Annotated in this window: 16 protein-coding genes and 1 pseudogene; 3 read left to right on the top strand and 14 right to left on the bottom strand. The window is 73.4% G+C overall.

What is annotated here, in order from left to right:
- Positions 1-141: 141 nt before the first annotated feature.
- From OG335_RS00335 to OG335_RS00305, 7 genes are all read right to left on the bottom strand, one after another.
- Positions 142-855 carry a TetR/AcrR family transcriptional regulator gene (locus tag OG335_RS00335; protein ID WP_405008950.1) on the bottom strand — a complete coding sequence of 238 codons (714 nt, stop codon included), beginning with the start codon at positions 853-855 and terminating at the stop codon, positions 142-144.
- A 207-nt stretch (positions 856-1,062) separates the two neighbouring features.
- Positions 1,063-1,938 carry an NAD(P)H-binding protein gene (locus tag OG335_RS00330; RefSeq protein ID WP_405008949.1) on the bottom strand — a complete coding sequence of 292 codons (876 nt, stop codon included), beginning with the start codon at positions 1,936-1,938 and terminating at the stop codon, positions 1,063-1,065.
- Positions 1,939-3,033: 1,095 nt separating this feature from the next.
- Entirely contained in the window at positions 3,034-3,453 is a 420-nt protein-coding gene (locus OG335_RS00325) for a hypothetical protein (RefSeq protein ID WP_405008948.1), read from the bottom strand.
- An 856-nt stretch (positions 3,454-4,309) separates the two neighbouring features.
- The gene (locus OG335_RS00320; RefSeq protein ID WP_405008947.1) at positions 4,310-4,648 is read right to left on the bottom strand and encodes an RNA polymerase-binding protein RbpA; all 339 of its coding nucleotides are present in this window, start codon (positions 4,646-4,648) and stop codon (positions 4,310-4,312) included.
- A 404-nt stretch (positions 4,649-5,052) separates the two neighbouring features.
- Positions 5,053-5,271, bottom strand: coding sequence for a hypothetical protein (locus tag OG335_RS00315; protein WP_405008946.1), 219 nt, complete (start codon positions 5,269-5,271; stop codon positions 5,053-5,055).
- A gap of 186 nt (positions 5,272-5,457) precedes the next feature.
- A complete protein-coding gene (locus OG335_RS00310; RefSeq protein WP_405008945.1) occupies positions 5,458-6,633 on the bottom strand; it encodes a tyrosinase family protein in 1,176 nt (391 codons plus the stop codon).
- A gap of 267 nt (positions 6,634-6,900) precedes the next feature.
- Positions 6,901-7,515, bottom strand: coding sequence for a TetR/AcrR family transcriptional regulator (locus OG335_RS00305; protein ID WP_405008944.1), 615 nt, complete (start codon positions 7,513-7,515; stop codon positions 6,901-6,903).
- Positions 7,516-7,620: 105 nt separating this feature from the next.
- On the opposite strand from OG335_RS00305, the pseudogene OG335_RS00300 reads away from it, so the two are divergent.
- Positions 7,621-8,351, top strand: a pseudogene (locus OG335_RS00300) (SDR family oxidoreductase).
- A gap of 97 nt (positions 8,352-8,448) precedes the next feature.
- Here the strand turns inward: OG335_RS00300 and OG335_RS00295 are convergent.
- Both OG335_RS00295 and OG335_RS00290 read right to left on the bottom strand, forming a co-directional pair.
- Positions 8,449-8,820, bottom strand: a complete 372-nt coding sequence (locus OG335_RS00295) for a ClpX C4-type zinc finger protein (protein ID WP_405008943.1) — start codon at positions 8,818-8,820, stop codon at positions 8,449-8,451.
- A 98-nt stretch (positions 8,821-8,918) separates the two neighbouring features.
- Positions 8,919-10,187, bottom strand: a complete 1,269-nt coding sequence (locus OG335_RS00290; RefSeq protein ID WP_405008942.1) for a trans-sulfuration enzyme family protein — start codon at positions 10,185-10,187, stop codon at positions 8,919-8,921.
- Between the two features lie 185 nt (positions 10,188-10,372).
- Between OG335_RS00290 and OG335_RS00285 the strand changes: the two genes are divergently transcribed.
- The gene (locus tag OG335_RS00285) at positions 10,373-10,615 is read left to right on the top strand and encodes a hypothetical protein (protein ID WP_405008941.1); all 243 of its coding nucleotides are present in this window, start codon (positions 10,373-10,375) and stop codon (positions 10,613-10,615) included.
- A 280-nt stretch (positions 10,616-10,895) separates the two neighbouring features.
- A complete protein-coding gene (locus tag OG335_RS00280) occupies positions 10,896-11,795 on the top strand; it encodes a lytic polysaccharide monooxygenase (protein ID WP_405008940.1) in 900 nt (299 codons plus the stop codon).
- A gap of 99 nt (positions 11,796-11,894) precedes the next feature.
- On the opposite strand, the gene OG335_RS00275 is transcribed toward OG335_RS00280, so the two are convergent.
- The 5 genes from OG335_RS00275 to OG335_RS00255 form a co-directional block, all read right to left on the bottom strand.
- On the bottom strand, positions 11,895-13,034 hold the full coding sequence (locus tag OG335_RS00275) for a Rieske 2Fe-2S domain-containing protein (protein ID WP_405008939.1): 1,140 nt from the start codon (positions 13,032-13,034) through the stop codon (positions 11,895-11,897).
- Positions 13,035-13,383: 349 nt separating this feature from the next.
- Positions 13,384-14,454: a glycoside hydrolase family 43 protein gene (locus OG335_RS00270; RefSeq protein WP_405008938.1), complete on the bottom strand. Its 1,071-nt coding sequence runs from the start codon at positions 14,452-14,454 to the stop codon at positions 13,384-13,386.
- A 450-nt stretch (positions 14,455-14,904) separates the two neighbouring features.
- On the bottom strand, positions 14,905-15,171 hold the full coding sequence (locus OG335_RS00265) for a hypothetical protein (protein ID WP_405008937.1): 267 nt from the start codon (positions 15,169-15,171) through the stop codon (positions 14,905-14,907).
- A gap of 436 nt (positions 15,172-15,607) precedes the next feature.
- Entirely contained in the window at positions 15,608-16,900 is a 1,293-nt protein-coding gene (locus OG335_RS00260; RefSeq protein WP_405008936.1) for a chitinase, read from the bottom strand.
- 363 nt (positions 16,901-17,263) lie between these two features.
- A complete protein-coding gene (locus tag OG335_RS00255) occupies positions 17,264-18,142 on the bottom strand; it encodes a GyrI-like domain-containing protein (RefSeq protein ID WP_405008935.1) in 879 nt (292 codons plus the stop codon).
- Positions 18,143-18,204: the final 62 nt, after the last annotated feature.

Raw genomic sequence — 18,204 nt, 5'->3', positions numbered from 1 at the left:
CAGTCGGCGCCGGTTCCCACGGCCGGTCAGCGCGTCGTCCGCATCCTGCCTCCGGCACCCGCGCGGTCCCCGGGGATTCCGGGGGCCGGGGATGCCGGGGTCGCGGGGTCACGAGGTCGGGCGGCAGCCGGGTGAGAGCCGCTACGGCCGCTCGCCGGCGATGCGGTCGAGCCAGTCCTCCAGGAGCCCGCGCTCGTTGGTGGTCAGGGCGGAGGTCTGCGGGAGGACGGACCGAAGGGTGACCGCGGCGCCGGCCGGGCCGGGCGAACTCCCAGTGGACGGGCCGGTGGTGATGGCCGCGATGACCGCCTCGCGGGCGAGGTCGGAGAGGGTGAGGTCACGCCGGTCACCGGCCGTGGCGATCAGTGCGAGCGCGGTTCCGCTGCCGGCGGCCTGGACGAGTCGGGCTGCGCGCTCTTCGCCGACGCTCAGGCGGCCCGCCTGGGCGACGCTGCGGATGTACGAGGAGAGGTGGGCGAAGGCGGCAGCTGCGGCGGGCGAGGCGGCCCCGCCCGGACGGGGTTCGCCGTACATGAGGCAGTACAGGGCGGGGTTGGCGAGCGCGAAGGCGATGTTCAGTTCCCAGCCGGTCCGCAGATCCTCGACGGGGTCACCCGTCGGCCGGATGGCGGCCTCCTCCTCCAGGTGCCGGGCCCACCCGTGAGCGGCCACGGCGTCGAGCAGTCCCTGCTTGTCCCCGAAGAGGCGGTAGATGGTGGGGGCCTGAGTGCCGGCCGCCGCGCTGACGGCGCGTGTGGAGACGGCCTCTCGGCCGCCCTCGGCGAGGAGCTTCGCCGCGGCGGCGATGACCCGCTCTCGGTGCTTGTCGATGCCGGCAGGCTTCTCGGTCTCCACGTTTCCGATGGTAACAGATTCTCGATTCCGACTGAACACCCGCCTCGGACCGGCCCACCGGAGCAGCACCGGGAGCCACCGCCCGGGCCGGGACGCCGACCCCGTCCACCGCGGATCGCAGCCCGCCCGGCGGAGCGGCTCACCGCCGGGCACGCACGCCCGAACCCTTGCCCCCATCGATGCTCGCAGACCGGTGCGGGGGACGGCTCAGGCCGGGAAGGCGGGCTTGAGCACGTCCTGACACCACCGGCGGAAGTCGGTGGGGGCGGGCGATTCCAGCGCACTCTGCTCCGCGTCGTAGATGCCGTCGTTCTGCGCGGCGGCCATGTCGACCAGGCCCTGCGCCCAGGCGTCGCTCAGGCCGTACTGCGCCATCGTGGCCTTGTACGCCTGCGCGCCGACCTGCCGGAAGCGGACCGGCCGCTCCAGCACCTCGGACAGGACCTGCGCCATGGCCTCGGGGGACAACACGTCCCCGACGACCGGGACGGTGGCCTGCCCGGTCCAGGAGCCGTCGGAGAGCAGGTCGGCGGCGACTGCGGCGATGTCCCGGGTGGCGACGATCGCCAGCGGACGGTCCGCGGAGTTCGCCAGGAAGAACATCCCCTGCGCCTCGATCGCCCCGACCTGACCGAAGAGGTTCTCCATGAAGAACGGCATGGCCAGAGCCCGGTAGTTCACCCCGGCGCTCTCGATCATGTCGTCCATCGCGAACGCGGGCGACAGCAGACCGGCGTGCTTGCCGTAGGCGCGGCCCAGGCTCGTGATGCCGACGACGCGCTCGACGCCCTGGGCCTTGAAGGCGTCGCAGGCGGCGCGGGTGAAGCCGAGGTAGTGGTCATGGATCTCGTCGGCGCGGGGGTTGGGCGGCACCAGCCACAGGACGCTGTCGGCGCCCTTGAACGCCTCGGCGAGCACCTCGGGGTCGCTGTGCGAGCCCTGCACCACCTCCACCCGCTCACGCGTCTGCGGAGCCAGTCGGGCGGCGTCACGGGCGATCACCCGGAGCGGCTGACCGTCGGCGAGCAGCGCATCGATGACCTGGTGGCCGATCCGGCCGGTGGGAGCGGTAACGACAATCACGGAAGCCTCCTGTGGTGCAGTGCCGGACGGGGGCGCGCCGCGCCGGACAGGCCTCACCGCAACCCCGTTTCCAGTGATAATCATTGAACGTTTCCGTCGATTCCGCAAATCGCTAGCCGTTCGCCGCTATCACCGGAAACAACGGAGGATCCGTGCAGTCCGCATCGACGGACGCGGCCGTGAGCGGCCTCATCACCGCCTTCACCCGCCCCGCCGACAGCAGCCTGCGGACAGCAACCGGCGGCCCGACCGCCGGGGCAGCCGCGAGGCACTCCACGCACGACGGGCACAGGTGCGGCGGCCACCGCGAGCGGGGCCCGAGGTCGGGATGCGAGACCGCCCCGCCCTCCCGGAGGAGTGCGGGGCGTCCTCATGCCCGGCGGATCAGCCGAGTCGGCTCCGGGTGCCCGGACCGGTCCCCGCTCGACGGGTGCGGGCCGGACGCGACGGCCGCACGTCCGGGCGCCGCGGCTCGTCGGCCGCGGGGCGTGCCTGCTGTTCGGCGGCGCGGAGCGCCAGCATCCGCGCGAGCGCCGGTTCCGAATGCCGAGCGCGGCCGCACGCGCCTGGCAGACCGAGCACCACACCGGGCTCGCCGGACCGTCGCCGTACTCCAGACCCTCCGGCGGCAGGTAGTGCGTGGCGCACTCCTGGCACAGGAACACGGCCCTCATCCGTACACCACCCCCGCCCCGCCGCACCGGCCGCACGGCGACCGGAACCGGTGCTCACGCGCCACCCGGTCGCCCTGGCCGTCGGTCTCCACCGTGCGCCGGGTCCTCTCCGTGCCACGCCGCCCACTGCACCCTGGACAGACCTGCGGTTCCGCCATCGAACGCCACCTCCTGCAAGGAGACGGTAGCGCCCCGTACGCACCCGGGCACAGATCGCACATCAACCATCACCCTGCGGGGTCACAGCGCCGAAAGCGTCGGCTCCCGCCGCGGTCCCGGTCGGATCATCAGCACGTGCGGGCGCGGCACCGCCTGCTCCACCCTCGGCACCAGCAGGGTGGAGGCCGCGCCGGATCCAGCCCGCTCCGACCGAAGCCGGGACGGCACGAGTCCTCGATCGGGTGCCGTCGGGACAGCAGCTCTACACCGTGGGGATCTCCAGCAGCAGCCCGCCGTCGAGGCGCTCCTGCATGTACCGGCCGTGACCGCCGCACACGACGACCGTCCCGCCCTGCGCGTCCATCGCCAGGAAGACGCCCGGTTCCCCGCACGGCCCCTGCGACCGGTCGTAGCCCCATCCGGCGCCGCACTCCTCGCACCAGGAGCAGCCGTCCTCCGCGCTCAGCGTCGATCCGCAGCTCGGACAGAGCCCCCACCACGCCGTGCACGAACCCGGCCACTGGGCCGCGCGGACCCGCGCCAGCCTCTCGGCCGCGGCCCCGATCCGCCGGGACGCCTGCACGAGGGCGTCGTCCACGCCCGGCAGGGATCCCCGCACGGCGCGGGGCAGGCCCGACTGCTGCCTCAACCGCTCCCGCATCACGGCGACGTCCTGCGCCAACGCGTCCGTACGCGCCTGAAGGTCCCGAAGCTCCGCCGGAGTCGGCTCGTCGACTCCCCCGACCGGATCAGCATCCGCGAACAGGCCCATCACCCCCGACACGACCCCGCCGTCCGCACGGTGCCCGCACACGTCGGTGCGGCGCCCACCGCCGGCGGCCTCCCACAAGAACCGTCGTGATCAAACCATGACAGCCGCGTGTCGACAAGAGGCCTCTTCCGCGCCGCACCCTCCCCCACCCGGCACGACCGGCCGGTCCTGGCGTGCGGCGGGGCGCCCGGCCCGTCCCCGCACCCGCGGGGCCGGCGCCCGGTCGCCCGGCGGCCGGCCGCGCTCGGCGTGGCCGTGCTCGACGGCCCGACACGAAGGTGACGTCGGTGACGCGCGGTGCCGACGGGGCACCGGCGAACGTCCGGCCGACGGCCTGACGAGACGTCCGTTCCGGTCCGGACGGCTGTCGGACGTCCCCGACCGCACCGGCGGGCCGCAGCCTGCCGCACCGTCAGAGACCTTTTCCCGCAGGCGCGTTCACCGACGGCTGCCCGCGCCGACCGCGAAGGAGAAGAGCCGGGAGGGCATGACCGACCTCGGCACCGACCCGGCGACCGGCACCTTCGTCGCCCGCCGCAACCTGCTCTTCACCGTCGCGTACGAGATGCCCGCATCGCCGGCCTCTCCTGCGTCCGCGACCCCGAGAAGCCGACCCGGCTCGCATCAGAGCCGCCGCTCACCCTGCGGTGAACCCCGGCAGCGGAGCGACCGGGCCGGGGCCGGCCCGGTCGGAGCGTGCACGCTCCGGACGGGTCCGGGCCTGCTCCCGCGCGACCGGACAGCCGGCCGGCACCGTCCCGGACGGTCAGATCGTCCCGCGCAGCTTGGCCAGTGCCTCGTTGAGCAGGATCTCGCCGTCCTCCTGGGTCCGGCGCTGCCGGACGTAGCCCAGGTGCGTCATGTAGGGGGCGTTGCCCGAGGCGACGGGCACGTTGTCCGGGTCGGGGCCGGCAGGCAACCCGCACCGGGGGCAGTCCCACGTCTCCGGGACCACGGCCTCGACCGCGAAGCTCAGCTGCGTGTGGTGGCCGTTGCCGCACCAGAACGACGCCAGTGTGCGAGGAGCGAGGTCACCACGCTCGGGCTCGCCCATCGGCCCCGACCCGATTCGGGCACCCCTGATACCGCTACGTCCCTGTGCCACGTTCGCTCTCCTAGGCCACGATGTCCACGCCTCGGATGTGCATGGGGACGCCAAGCGTAAGGCCACTCGCGGGTGCACACACAGTCCGCGGTCCCCGCGCAGGTACTCGGCCCGTCGGCGGCGGCTCAGACTCCGGCTGTTCGCGGCGCCGCGGAGGCCCGGATCGGGGCTGCTGCCGAGGCCGCCGCGGCCCGGCGGGGTGCCGTCCCTCCGGCCGCCGGGCCCGGCCGGGTCCTGCTGCTCATCAGTACCGGCCAGGTACCGGTCATCGGTACCGGCCACCGGCCACCGGCCACCGGCGCAGCGTCCGTCCCGGGACGGTGCCCCGCCGGCCCGGACCCTGCCGGGGTACGCACCGGATGACACATGGGTGACCTGCCGGACGGCCGGCCACCCACCGCCGGTCAGATCGGCCGGTCCGGGTCCGAGAAGGTCAGGTCGTCGACGGCGAGAGGGCGGCGGACCGCGGCAGGCGCGACCACGTCCTCACCGGGCGGCTCACGGAAGGCGGCGCCCTGTTCCACCGGCAACGGCCGACGGCCGCCGCTCTGCGCGGGGAGGGGCGGCTCGGCAGCGGGCTCGGAGAAAACAGGCAGCCCGAGGCTGCGACGGTCGAGGGTCATGATCCCAGTCTTGCACCCCGGGGCCCGCACTCTCGACCAGGTTACAGAGCGCGATCACACACCTGCCGCCGCACGGCCCGGCCCGATCGGGGACAACGACGGCAGAATTCGCACCACAGAGCGCGCGCCCCACGATCCCCGAACGCGGCAGGGGCCGGGCCTCCCCCTCGTCCGCCCTGTGCCGGGTCAGCCCTTCGGCTCCCACCAGGTCTCCCGATCGGGGTCCGGGGCGTAGATGGCCGCCGTACCGCGGTAGGTGACGTAGAAGCGGCTGCCGGGGTTGCCCGCGGTCTGCGAACTCCACCTCCTGGTGACGCCGTCACCGTCGAACACGACGAGGTCGCCCTCCGGCTGCATCCTGAGCAGGCCGGGGATGCCGGGGAGCGGGCCGGTGGTCCACATCTCCCGGTTGTTGCGGATGTCGGTCAGTACCAGGGCCCCCTCGGGCGTGTACTCGAAGGTGTACAGGAGGAGTTTGCCGTCCCGGTACTCCAGCGAGCCGCCGGGATAGAGGACATCGCCCGGGAGCATGCGGTCGCCTTCGGCGAGAGGATCTTCACTGTCGTACATGTAGTCGAGGTCGCGGTGGTTCAGGACGCTGTCGATGGTGGTGTCGCCGCCCCAGGGAATCATGGGGTCGCCCGCGTTCTGCCCCTGCTCGGCACCTTCCTGCGGCTCGTACGGCGCCCGCTGATCGGTCTGCCACTGGGCCCACAGGCGGTCGGTGTTGGCGTGGTGCAGGAAGAACACCGGGTCGTTCGGCGAGCTCAGCGGGATCATCTGTCCGCCGACCCACAGGTGCACCCGGTTGTGGATGTTCGGCCCGATCCCGCCCTCGAGGAAGTTGCGGAAGCTCGCCCTGCTCCTCGCGTCCCACGGCGGTTCGTCGTACGGGAGGACCTGGAGGCACTCGTCGACGTCGTCCCCGGTCGGCAGGTGATCGCTCTGAACGCCGAACTCCCTTGTGAGGTAATCGGGTTCGACGCCGATCCTGAGACACTTCCAGTTGCCCTCCGTCCCGGAGAACCGCCCGGTCGTCACCATTCCGTCGCTCGGACGCCCGTTGCCGCCCATGAAGACGTCGTCCCAGATCGACGCCTTCTCGGTCCTGTCGACCGTCCAGTCCCAGTAGGGCAGGGTGACACCGGGGTTGACGCTCTGCAGGTCCAGTTCGAACCTCCGCAGGAACTCCCTGTGCCAGGGGAGGAAGCTCGGACCGCCGTGGCCGTAGTAGGTGATCGCCGCGTGCTCGGTGATGTAGTTGTCGTAGACGCCCGTTTCCTTGAGCTTCAGCACGGCCTGGACGTATTGGGCTTTCTCCTTGCGACTCAGCATGGCCTGGTTCCTGCGGACGAGAGTCATGGCCGCTCCTGCTGTCCTGCCGTACGCGCGCCGCGCGTGCGGGCTCCGAACCCCCGCTTCAGGGTCGACCCGGACGGCTCACCGGGCAACACGGGAACCACCGTTGGCGTCCGACCCGCGGCGCCGGTACCCTCCGCGCGACAGCGACAGCGACAGCGACCGGGGCCGGGGCCGGGGCCGCGACCGCAACCGGGGCCGCGCGGGCGGGCCCTCCTCCGGTACCGGAATCCGGGGCCGCGGAGGGAACCGCCCGCCGCCGCAAGCGGGTCAGGCCCTGATGCCGCGTACGAGGTTGTCGACCAGGCTGTCGGCGAACGCCCGGGTGAGCGGCAGGTTGGGCATCAGCAGGCGGTGGTAGCAGGCGCCCCAGAGCTGGTCGACGAGGACCTCGGGGTCGATGCCGGCGCGCAGTTCGCCGCGTGACCGGGCCTGCCCGATCGCCTCCACCGCGAGCGCGCGGCGCGGGCCGGAGTAGCGTTCCAGCAGGGCGGCGGACAGGTCGGGGTCGGTCTGCGCCTGGCCGATGAGTTCGGCGATCACCCGCCCGGCAGGGGTCTCGGTGACGACGTGGACGAACGCCCGGAGCTGTGCCCGCAGGTCCGCCTCGATGTCGCCGCTGTCGGGGAAGGTCAGCGCGGACTCGACGGCGTGGAAGTAGCCGTCGAGCGCGAGCGCGCCCTTCGACGGCCACCACTTGTAGATCGTGGTCCTGCTGACGCCTGCCGTGTCGGCCACGGCCTCGATGGTGAACTGGGCCATGCCCCTGTCGAGCAGCAGGGCTCCGGCCGCGTCGAGGGCGTCGGCCCGTACCTCCGCCGCGGGGCGCCGGCCGCGGCCGCGCCGGACCTTCGGTGCCTCGTCCTGCTCCGGGCGCTCCGGCATGCGTTGACCTCCCGTGTCGACCCGCCGGGTCCACGATGACATATGGACGCAGCGTTCACAACGTGATTATATGGACGTGGCGTTCATAAGAGAGAGGGCATCACCATGTCCGACACCGCACGCGTTGCCCTGGTCACCGGCGCCTCCGGCGGCATCGGCCGCGCCGTCGCCCGACGCCTCGCCGCCGACGGCATGGCGGTCGGCGTCCACTACGCCGGCAACAGGACCGCCGCCGAGGAGACCGTCGCCGCCATCGGGGCGACGGACGGCCGGGCGATCGCCGTGACCGGCGACGTCGCCGACGAGGCCGCGATGGCCGAGGCCTTCGACGCGGTCGGCGCCGCCTTCGGCGGGATCGACGTCGTGGTCCACACCGCCGGCGCCATGGTCCTCGGACCGGTCGCCGACTTCGACCTGGACGCGCTCGACCGACTGCACCGCACCAACATCCGCGGCACGTTCGTGGTCACCCAGCAGGCGGCCCGCCGTGTCCGGGGCGGCGGCGCCATCGTCACGTTCTCCACCTCGGTCACCCGGCTGCACCCCGGCTACGCCGCCTACGCCGCCAGCAGGGCGCCGTCGAGGCCATGACCCTGGTGCTGGCCCGCGAGATGCGCGGCCGCGACATCACCGTCAACGCGGTCGCGCCCGGCCCCACCGCCACTCCGCTCTTCCTCGACGGCAAGGACCGGGAGACCCTCGACCGCCTGGCCGCGCAGCCCCCGCTGGAGCGCATCGCCACGCCGGAGGACATCGCCGAGACCGTCGCGTTCCTCGCCGGCCCGGGCCGATGGGTCAACGGACAGGTCATCTTCGCCAACGGCGGCATCGCCTGAGCGGCGACGCAGCCTCCGCGCGACACCGGGCGCCCCCCACGCCGCCGCCCCGGGGCGACCGCCACGAACCCGCCCTGCCGCACGCCCGCGCCGGGGGTCACTCCTCGCCGGAGAACCGCCCCCAGGCCGACTGGCGGGTGATGCCGAGCGCCTCGCCGATCCTCGCCCAGGTCACACCGCGCCGACGGAGCTCCTGGACCCACCCCCGCAGGTCCGCCTCCACCTGGTCCGCGACCGCAGCGACGCGCGGGAGCCGGTCGAGCACCTGCTCGTCGGTCATCTCGCTGCGCAGCGGGAGCCGGAGGTCGACCGGCTTCCCGAGGTACTCCGCCACGATCGAGCCGGCCAGATCGACGCACTTGTTGCAGATGTACACCCCGGGCCCGGTGACCAGCTTGTCGACCTCGGCCTCGGACGCGCCGCAGAACGAGCATCGCAGGCCGTCGTGCTCGGCCGTGGCAGCAGACATGCCGCACCCCTCCTGTCAGGCGTTCCCTGACAGGAGGCTAGCGCCGTCAGGGCCACCCTGACAACCGTGCGGCGGCGCGTCCGCCCGCGCCGGGTCCGTCAGGCGCGGCCGGCCTGCGGCGGCGCGGCGAGCGCGCCGAGCGCGCCGGCGAAGTCGGCGATGAGGTCGTCCGGGTTCTCCAGGCCCACCGCGATCCGGATCGCGCCGGGTGCGATGCCCGCCGCAGCGAGTTCCTCCTCCCCCAGCTGGCGGTGGCTGGTCGACGCCACGTGGGACACGCCGGTGGTCGTGCCGCCGAGGGAGGTGACGATGTCGCACAGCCGCAGGCTGTCGCAGAGCCGTTGCGCGGTCTCCGCGCCGCCGTACGGGGTGACGGTGACGATGCCGCCGAACCGGCCGGGTTCGAACAGGGCGACGGCGCGGTCGTGGTCGGGGTGGCCCGGGAGTCCGGGGAAGTCGACCGCCGCGACGGCCGGATGCCCGTGCAGGGCGGCGGCCAGCAGCGCGGCGGTGCGGTTCTGCCGCTCGACGCGCAGCGGCAGCGTCTGCAGTCCTCGCAGGAGCAGGAACGCCTCGTCCGGGGCCAGGGTGCCGCCGAGTTCGGTCCGCAGGGCCCGGACGGGCTCCAGGTGGCGGCGGTCGCCGACGACCACTCCCCCCGTGGCGTCGCTGTGCCCGCCGATGTACTTGGTGGCGGAGTGGAGCACGAGGTCGGCACCCAGGGCGAGCGGTCGGCAGACGGACGGCGTGGCGAAGGTCGAGTCGACGACGAGCAGCGCGCCGCCCCGGTGCGCGGCCTCGGCGAAGCCGGGGATGTCCGCCACACGCAGGGTCGGGTTCGAGATCGTCTCGCACCACACCAGGCGGGTGGTGGCGGACATCGCGGCGGCCGCCTCTCCCGGCGAGTCGACCAGGGACACCCCGATGCCCCAGCGCGGCAGCAGCCGGGTGAGCACGTGGTGCGTGCCGCCGTACAGGCTGCGCTGCGCGACGACATGGTCGCCCGCGGAGAGGAAGGCGAGCAGCGTGGTCGTGATCGCGGCCATCCCCGAGGAGAACGGCTGCCCGGCCTCCGCGCCCTCCAGCGCGGCGACGGCCGCGGCGAAGGTGTCGCTGGTCGGGTTGTCGATCCGGCTGTAGACGTAGCCGAGGGTGTGGTCCGCCATGACGGCGGCGAACTCCGCGGACGACTCGAACGTGAAGGTCGCCGCCCGGTGCACGGGCGGCACGGCCGGACGGCCCGCGCCCCGCCCCACGGCCGGAGCCGGGACCGCGGGCGGGGCGGGAGGGCGGACGGCCACGGTCCGGTGCCGGTCCGCGGCGGGGGTCGCACGGTCGACGGGCGGGGCTGGTTCGGCCAGGGACATCGGTGGATCCTCCGGAGCGGTCTCGGGCACCGCACAGGTGTCCCCGACGATCCTCCGCCGTCCCACCCGTGCCGCGACAGCACCGAAAGCGCAGGCTGTCGTCCAATTCCTGCCACCGGCCCACGGCCGACACGGTGCGCCACGGCTCGCGCATGGGGGTGCCCCGCCGCGGGCATCATCCTGCGGTGAGCACCAACGGGTGGTTCTTCCTGGCGATGTCCGTGATGCTGATCTGGATCCCGGCCGCGATGCACCTGACCGTGCGCTGCCTGGACGGCAGGACCAAGGCGGTCGTCGCCCTGCGGGCCGCGGTCGTCGTGCCCGTCCTGTGCGGCCTGGCCCTGGGCCTGTGGGGCCTGGCCTCCCTCGTGCCGGTCAGCCGCTGCGACCACGATCCGGGTCCGGCGTGCGAAATCCACACCCCCTGAGCTCCGGCCACCGGCCGCCGGCCGCTGCCCACGGCTGCCGGCTGCCGACCTGTGCACGCCCGCGCAGGAACCGCACAGGAACCGCGCCCTCGACCGCGGGCCGGTGGCCTCCGGCCGGACAAGCCGTCAGAACCGTTGGACACCAGACCCCTTGTCAATTGGTATAGGCCAATCTAAGCTCCCTTCCGGTCACGGCGTGTCGGGTCCACGCCGTGCCGCCCGCCGCTCCCCGGGCTTGCGCCGTCCCCCACAACCGACCCGATCTCTCCCGAGGAGAACCATGTCCTGGACCCGCAGACTCCTGGCCGTCGGCGCGCTGACGGCCGGCGTCGTGGTCACGGCCGCCGGCAGCGCCGGCGCCCACGGTTCGCTCTACGGCCCCACCAGCCGGATCGCCGCCTGCTACGCCGAGGGACCGGAGCACCCCCAGTCCCAGGTGTGCAAGGACCTCGTCGCGATGAGCGGCACCCAGCCGCTCTACGACTGGAACGAGGTCAACATCGCGGACGCCAACGGCCGCAGCCGGCAGATCATCCCGGACGGCAAGCTGTGCTCGGCCAACCGCGACAAGTACAAGGCGCTCGACATGGCCCGCACGGACTGGCCGGCCACCACCGTCAAGGCGGGCGTCACCACCTTCAACTTCCGCGTCACCGCCCCCCACCAGGGCGTCATGACGCTCTACGTCACCAACAGCGGTTACAACCCCACCCAGCCGCTCAAGTGGTCCGACCTCGACCTCGCCCACCCCGTGGCGGAGTACGCCACCGGCCGGACCGCCACCAACGGCTACTACACCTTCAGCGGCACCCTGCCCAGCCGCACCGGGCGCCAACTGGTGTACCAGGTGTGGCAGCGGACCGACAGCCCGGAGGCGTTCTACGGCTGCGCCGACGTCGACTTCGGCGGCACCGCCGGTGCCGCCGCCCTCGCGGCGGCCGCCCCGGGCAACCCGACCGAGCAGCAGCTCGCCGCCGACGCCGGCCGGTCCACGGCCCGCCACGACCACGGCGTGACCGCCGCCGGAGCGCAGGCCGCCGCCCCCGCGTCGGCCTCCTTCACCACCGCCTCGGCCTCCTCCACCGCCATGCTGGGCGTGGTGGGCATCGCGCTGGTGTCGGCGGGCGCATCCGGCGTCCTCCTGTACCGCCGCATGCGGACCGCCGCCGTGCCCGCGTAGCCCGCACCGTCTCGGCCGGGGCCCGTCGGACGCACGGTGCGTCCGACGGGCCCCGGGCGCGGAGGCGCCGGATCGCGCGGGCGGCCCCGGCCCGCGGGGCTACGCCTCGGCGCGGACGGCTTCGGGGCCGAGAGGCACCCCGTTGGAGCGCAGGACGTCGCGAACGTCGAGGATCAGCGGGAACACCTCGTGGTTGCGGTCCTCGCCCTGCTCGTCCCAGGCCCGCTGCTCGGCCTCGACCGCCGTCCGGTCCTGGGCGAAGACCCGCTCGGTGAAGCGCCGGATCAGCGGCCACGCCAGGTGGATCACGCCGGGCACCGGCGGCTTCGCGATCATCAGCAGGCCGTAGGCGTGGCAGGTGCGCTGCTCCGCGTCCTCCGGCACGTAAGCCGCCCAGAGGGAGAACGCCGGGAGGTCGGCACCCTCGGGAACGTCCTGGAGGGTCTGGTACGGGTACTCGGTGCGGATGGTGACGACGTCGGGCCTCTCCCGTCCGCCGATCCCCTCGGCGGACAGGAGGCCGGCTCCGCGGTCCTTCCTGCCGCCGGCGGGGACGAAGAGGTAACGGGCCTCGACGGACCGCGGACCGCTCTCGTAGCCGAGGAGTTCGGGCTGGATCCTGCCCAGCACGCCCCGGTGCAGGAACTGGTGGTTCATGTCGAGCAGGTTCTCGTGCATGAACGAGTAGTGGCACCGCACGGTGCGGGAGAAGGTCATCGTCCGGTGCGAGGCCGCGTCGTACTGCGGCAGCACGGGGAACGGCGCCGTCTCGGCCTTCGCCGGGTCGCCGGGGAAGACGAACACCAGGCCGTATGCCTCACGGACCGGGTACGACCGCACGCCGCGCGGCGGCCGCTCGCACCCCTTGGGCAGGTACGGGATCTGCGAGATGTGGCCGTTCCCGCGGTAGGCCCAGGCGTGGTAGCAGCAGCGCAGCACGTCGCCCTCCACGACGCCCATGCTCAGCGGCACCTGGCGGTGGGCGCAGCGGTCCTCCAGGGCGTAGACCCGGCCGCTCCGGCCGCGGTAGAGCGCGATCCGCTCACCGGCGAAGACGGCGGCGAAGGTGCGCCCCTTGGCGACCTTCCGGGCGACGGCCACGGGATACCAGAAGTCCGGGTCGATCCCGATGCGTCGCAGGTCGGTGACGGCGTCGCCGCGGTCGTTCACCCGCCGCGGCGGGAGCCCCGGCGTTCCGCCGACGGGGTGCCGGTCCGTTCCGGGTCGGGCGTCGGTCATCTCCTGCTCCCTTGCGCTCGGGCCGGGAGGACGCAGCCGCACCGGTCGCCGGGTGTCCGGGATGCGCGTGCGCGGCGCGGCCGGGAGGCCCGCCGCCGGGCCGCGCGGGCGGCCGTCGATCGGCGGGCGCTCCCCGCGGCATCGCGTCGATCCGGCATCCCGGGGGCCGGGGGCGATCCGCCGGCCGCGTGGGACTTCCACCTCCCCACGGTGACCGCGGGCCGCAGGAACGGCAACCGCGGCAGTCCGCGGCCCGCGCCGGGGTGTCCGGCCGGGCCGGCCCCGGCACCGCACCCACCCGGGGACGGCCGCGCACAGCCGCGGTCGGGCCCGGACGGACCACTGCCGCCTACTCGAAGAACTTCAGGCTCCAGCCGGTGTCCGTGGTCGGACCGGGGACGTTGGCGCGGCTGTAGGTGGTGTTGCCCCACCAGGCGAAGGTGCCGGTGTACCAGTACCGGTTCGCCCACGCGTAGGGCGTGCCCTTCGGGACGGCGTGGAACATCAGCGGGAACGCCGGGCCGGCGGGCGGGCTCGTGCCGATGTCGCCGTTCAGCAGCACGAAGCTGTGGTGGCCGGGACCGTCGACGTGCAGCGTCGGATCCCAACCGGCCATCATCGTCGAGCGGTTGGAGCCGAAGAGGCAGCCGTTGGACTTGTACCAGTCCCACACGTACGTCGGGTCGCCGCCCGCCCGGAGCCTCAGGTCGGCCAGGCAGTACTGGTCGCTCCAACTTCCGTTCGCGGAGTAGGTGATGTGCAGTTGCCCGTTCGGGTCCCTGATGGGCTCGGGCCCTTCGTTGATGAACGGGTTGCCGACCACGCGCTCCCAGCCCTCCCGTGGCTGCGAGATGACGTACCGCGCGCCGGTCGGCGCGGTCGGGCCGTTCATCCGCGCGATGTAGAGGTTCTGCTCGACGTCGGTGGTGCCGGCCCAGCCCGACCACACGAACCAGCGCTGCCCGTTGAAGGTGAACATGCTCCCGTCGATGGCCCACCGGTCGTCCGGCAGCGCCAGCTTCGTCTCGGCGGTGTAGCCACTGTCGGGGGCGGCGGAGCTGATGACGTACATCCGGTGGGCCGCGCCGCGTCCGGCCGTGAAGTAGATGTAGTAGCGACCGCCGTCCGTCACGATCTCCGGGGCCCAGACCTCACCGCGGCCGGCGGTGTCCGACCACACCTGCCGGGCGGGCGCCGAGGCCAGTCCGGCGGTCGACGAGGCCTGCCGCACGGCGATCCCGCCGTTGGCCGACTGCACCGACACGTACGTGCCGCCGACCCGGAGCACGCTCGGGTCCGCGGCCCGCAGGCCGGTCTGGCCCGCCCCGGCGGGCTCGGCGAACGACACGGACAGCACGGCGGCGAGCACGCCCGAGAGCACGGCGGCGGCGACACCGGAGAGACGGCGGGAGAGCTTCATGGTCCCCGATCCTTCGTCGGTCCTCGGCATCGGCTCCGCGCCGCCGTGCCGCCGGCCGACCGCGCCGCCGGGGAACCCGGGCACGGGGACGACGTCTGCTCAGGACCGCATCGCAGAGGGCGGGGAGGCGCCCCGGCCCGACGTCGGCCTGCCGCTTCCGGCCGGCTTTTACATCGATGGAAGAGCGCTCTCGCAGCATCCCGATCAGCGCTGGGCATGTCAATACTTTCGGCGGCCGCGCCCCCGGCATCCGTGCCGCGGCACACACGCCGGCGCCCCCAGCGGCACCCACCCGAGACGATGCGGGACCGCCGTGGACCACCGAGTCGGGGGCCGGGGCCCGGGCCGCCCATCGGTGACCGCATCCGTCAGGACAATCGACGACCCCTGCCACGTCACCGCCCTCACGGTGCTCCCGCGGTCGATCCGGGGCAGCGGCGGCGCGCCGCCCTAACCCCTGCCGCCTGCTCCTATGGCGGACGACAGGTCTTCGGCGGACCCCACCGGGCAGAGCCTGCCGTTGCGGAGGGCGGCGAATATCGACACCTGGTCCGACCACTCGATGACCAGGCGGTCGTTGCCGCGTACGTAGCAGTTGCGGCCCCACACACTGCCGCGCCCCGCGAGCTCCGGGAAGCCGGCCGTCCCGGGGGACAGCACACGCGACCAGCCGGCTCGCTCGATCTCAAGATCCCAGAAGCCCGGGCCAGCAATCATGAGTACCTCCTTCCGGATGCACGATACCTGCACATCCCGGGCCGATTCCGGACACGTCCGGCTGCCGGCCCTCCGCCCCGGAACGCCGGGCCCGTGACGGCGGCCCCGGCCGGCCCTCCGGTGCACCGCCGCCCGCGCTCCGGGTCGTCCGGGCCCCAGCCCGCCCGCGGTGACCTGCCCGCCCGCGGCAGGTCCCGTCGAGGTCCGGTGGGCGGTGCGCATCCCCCGGTGGGACGGGCAGGGGCACACCGGTGTCCGCCCATGACCTCGGCCGCGGGCCGCCGGCGATCCCGGCCGTTCGGGGACCGCTCCCGCACCGCGGTCGTCCTCGACGCCGTCGTGCGCCCCCTCGCCCCGGCGCGGGGAGGCGCCGTCATGACGACGTGGACCGGCCCCCGGGGTTGCCGGGGGCCGGTCCACGCTCAGGGTGTCGGGGTCAGCAGGGGCCGTCGTCGGCCCAGACGCCCCACTGGCCGCTGGCCGTCGGAACCTCGTTCAGGGTCCACCACTTGGCGTGGTAGTTGTGGCCCTGGTACGAGACCTTGTTGCCGTTGGTGTAGGTCGTGGTGGCGCTCCACGCGGGCTGGGTGCAGGTGCCGGAGGTCGGGCTGGGGCTCGGGCTGCCCGGCGGGGGGCTGGTCGGCGGCGTCGTGGGCGGCGTGGTGGGCGGCGTCGCCCCGGCGAAGCGGACGGTGAACTTCGTGAAGTCCCAGTCGTTCTGGGCCACGCTGGAGCACGAGCCGGAGAGCCCGGGGTCGACCGTGCCGGCGCACTGGCGGTCGCGGTTGACGGACCAGTAGGTGTAGCGCGCCAGCTTGTGCGCGGTGGCGAAGTCGAGGACGGTCTGGAAGTCGGCCTGCCGGAAGTACTCGGCGGCGTCCGTCCGTCCGTTCATCAGGGAGACGCCCTCGTGGGCGTACGCGGTGGCCTCGTTCCAGCCGAAGGTGGTCTGCAGGATCTGGTTGAACTTCACCAGCGCGTCGGTCTGCGCGGCGGCGCCGTTGAACCCGCCGTCGAACGGCATGATCGAGTAGTTGTTCGGGGTGAAACCCTGGGACTTGGCCTCGTTCAGCATCTGGGTGCCGAACCAGCCGGTGCCCGCGTTGGTGCCGGCCGTGGTGATCGAGATGTACAGACCGGGGTTGTCGCGCTGAAGGATCTTCGCGGCGCCGATCTCGTTGTGGATGGCCGCCGTGTTCTCGTACTCGGGCTCCTCCAGGTCGAAGTCGATCGCCTTGAGCGCGTACTTGGTGATCACCTTCTGGTAGCCGGCCGCGGTCGCCTCCGGGCTGCCGCAGCTCTGGCCGAGCTTGTTGCCGCCGTAGCCGCCGATGGAGACCGAGACGTCGCCGCCCTTGCTGCGGATCTTCTGGATCACGGCGGGCATGACCGTGTCGGTGTCGATCGAGGAGGTGCCGCCCCAGGCCGGCTTACAGCCGCCCGAGTCCAGGATGAACGCCAGCTGGAAGGCCTTCTGGCCGGTCGCGTCCATCACCGCGGCCGCGTCCGGCGGACTGTTGTCCTCGGGCATCAGGTACGGGGCCGAGGCGTACCAGTTGCTGCCCAGGGCGTCGGTGGCGGCGACTGCGGCGAGCGCGTCGTTGCCGGCGGTCAGGGCGGCGACGCCGCCGGCCAGCAGGCCGAGGGCGGCGGTGACGCCGACGGCCACGGCACCGCGGCGCCGGCGGTGCCGACCGGGTGCGGAGGTGCGGAGCGGGGTGCGTTCCATGGGGGAACCTCTCCGGGCATGGGTGTACGGGGCCGCCCGAAAGCGGGAGCCGGGGACGGATGACGACGAACGCAGGAGCGCGGTGCGGGACTTCGGCCCGGACGCGGACCGGCCTGCTCCATAAAATGGACTGGACCACCTACGGGGGTCAAGGGCCCGGCGAAGGCTTGGGGTTCTCTTAAGGTCCGGAACGGAATCCCGGCACGATCAGCAACTCACCTGCACGTTCCGCACGGCGGCTCGCACCCCGCCCTCCGCCACTCCGCCCGTGCCGCCAGCGCCCCCGCACCCCCGCGCCGCCCGCACCCCGCTCCTCCGCTCCTCCGCTCCTCCGCTCCTCCGCTCCTCCGCCGCGGGCGTCCGTCAGACCGGTGCCCGGTCCACGGGGATCCACAGCTGCGCGTCCGCCTCCGACCAGTCCTCGGTGGGCCGGGTCCGCAGGATCTCGGGCCCGGGCCGGGTGACGTACGGGTTGGACGGGAACCACTCGGTGAAGACGTCGCGCCACAGGTACTGCAGCGCGGCCGGGAAGGGGCCGTGGTTCTCGAAGACGGCCCAGGTGCCGGCCGGGACGCTGAGCACGTCGAGGCCCTCCAGGTCGTCGTCCGTCGCGGCGCCGGACGTCACCGCCGCGTGGTAGTAGTCGAGTTCGGCTCCCTCCTCGCGGCTGCCGGTGAGATGGACGACCGCCGAGACGATCCCGTCCGGGTCCTGGTCGGAGAGCGCGGCGATCCGCCCGAGGGTCTCCGGCTCGATGCTTCTGATGAGGACGGCGATGTGCGGGTTCGCCCCCTCGTGCACGAGCGGCACCCGGGCCGTCCGGCCGACGACCCTGAACTCCGCCTTCTCCACGATCCGGTACTGCATGGTGGTGCTCCCTTCGACGACGAGGCGGAAGGACATCCGGGGCTGGGACCGCAGGGCGGCGCCGGTGCGGCGCGCCTCGCCCGGGCCGATGCCGTGCACTCCGCGGAACGCACGGCCGAACGCCTCCGCCGACGTGTAGCCGTAGCGCAGCGCGATCTCCAGCAGCGTCCGTTCCCCGGCGAGTACCTCGGCCCCGGCGACGGTCATGCGGCGCCGTCGGACGTACTCCGACAGCGGCAGCCCGGCCAGGGCGGAGAACATCCGCCGCAGGTGGTACTCCGAGGTCAGCGCGGTGCGGGCCAGGTCGGCGACGTCGATCGTCCCGTCGAGGTGCTCCTCGATCGACGCCATCGCCTGGTTGAGTCGGTCCAGCAAGCCCGGTCTCCTTCCTTCTGTTCGTCCACCGTAGGGAGGGTCCACCCTGCCCGACCCGACCA

The organism is Kitasatospora sp. NBC_01539 (assembly GCF_045040525.1).
Taxonomy (GTDB): Bacteria; Actinomycetota; Actinomycetes; order Streptomycetales; family Streptomycetaceae; genus Kitasatospora.
Note: the sequence above shows the minus strand (reverse complement) of the source record. Positions and strands in the feature narration are given on the sequence as shown.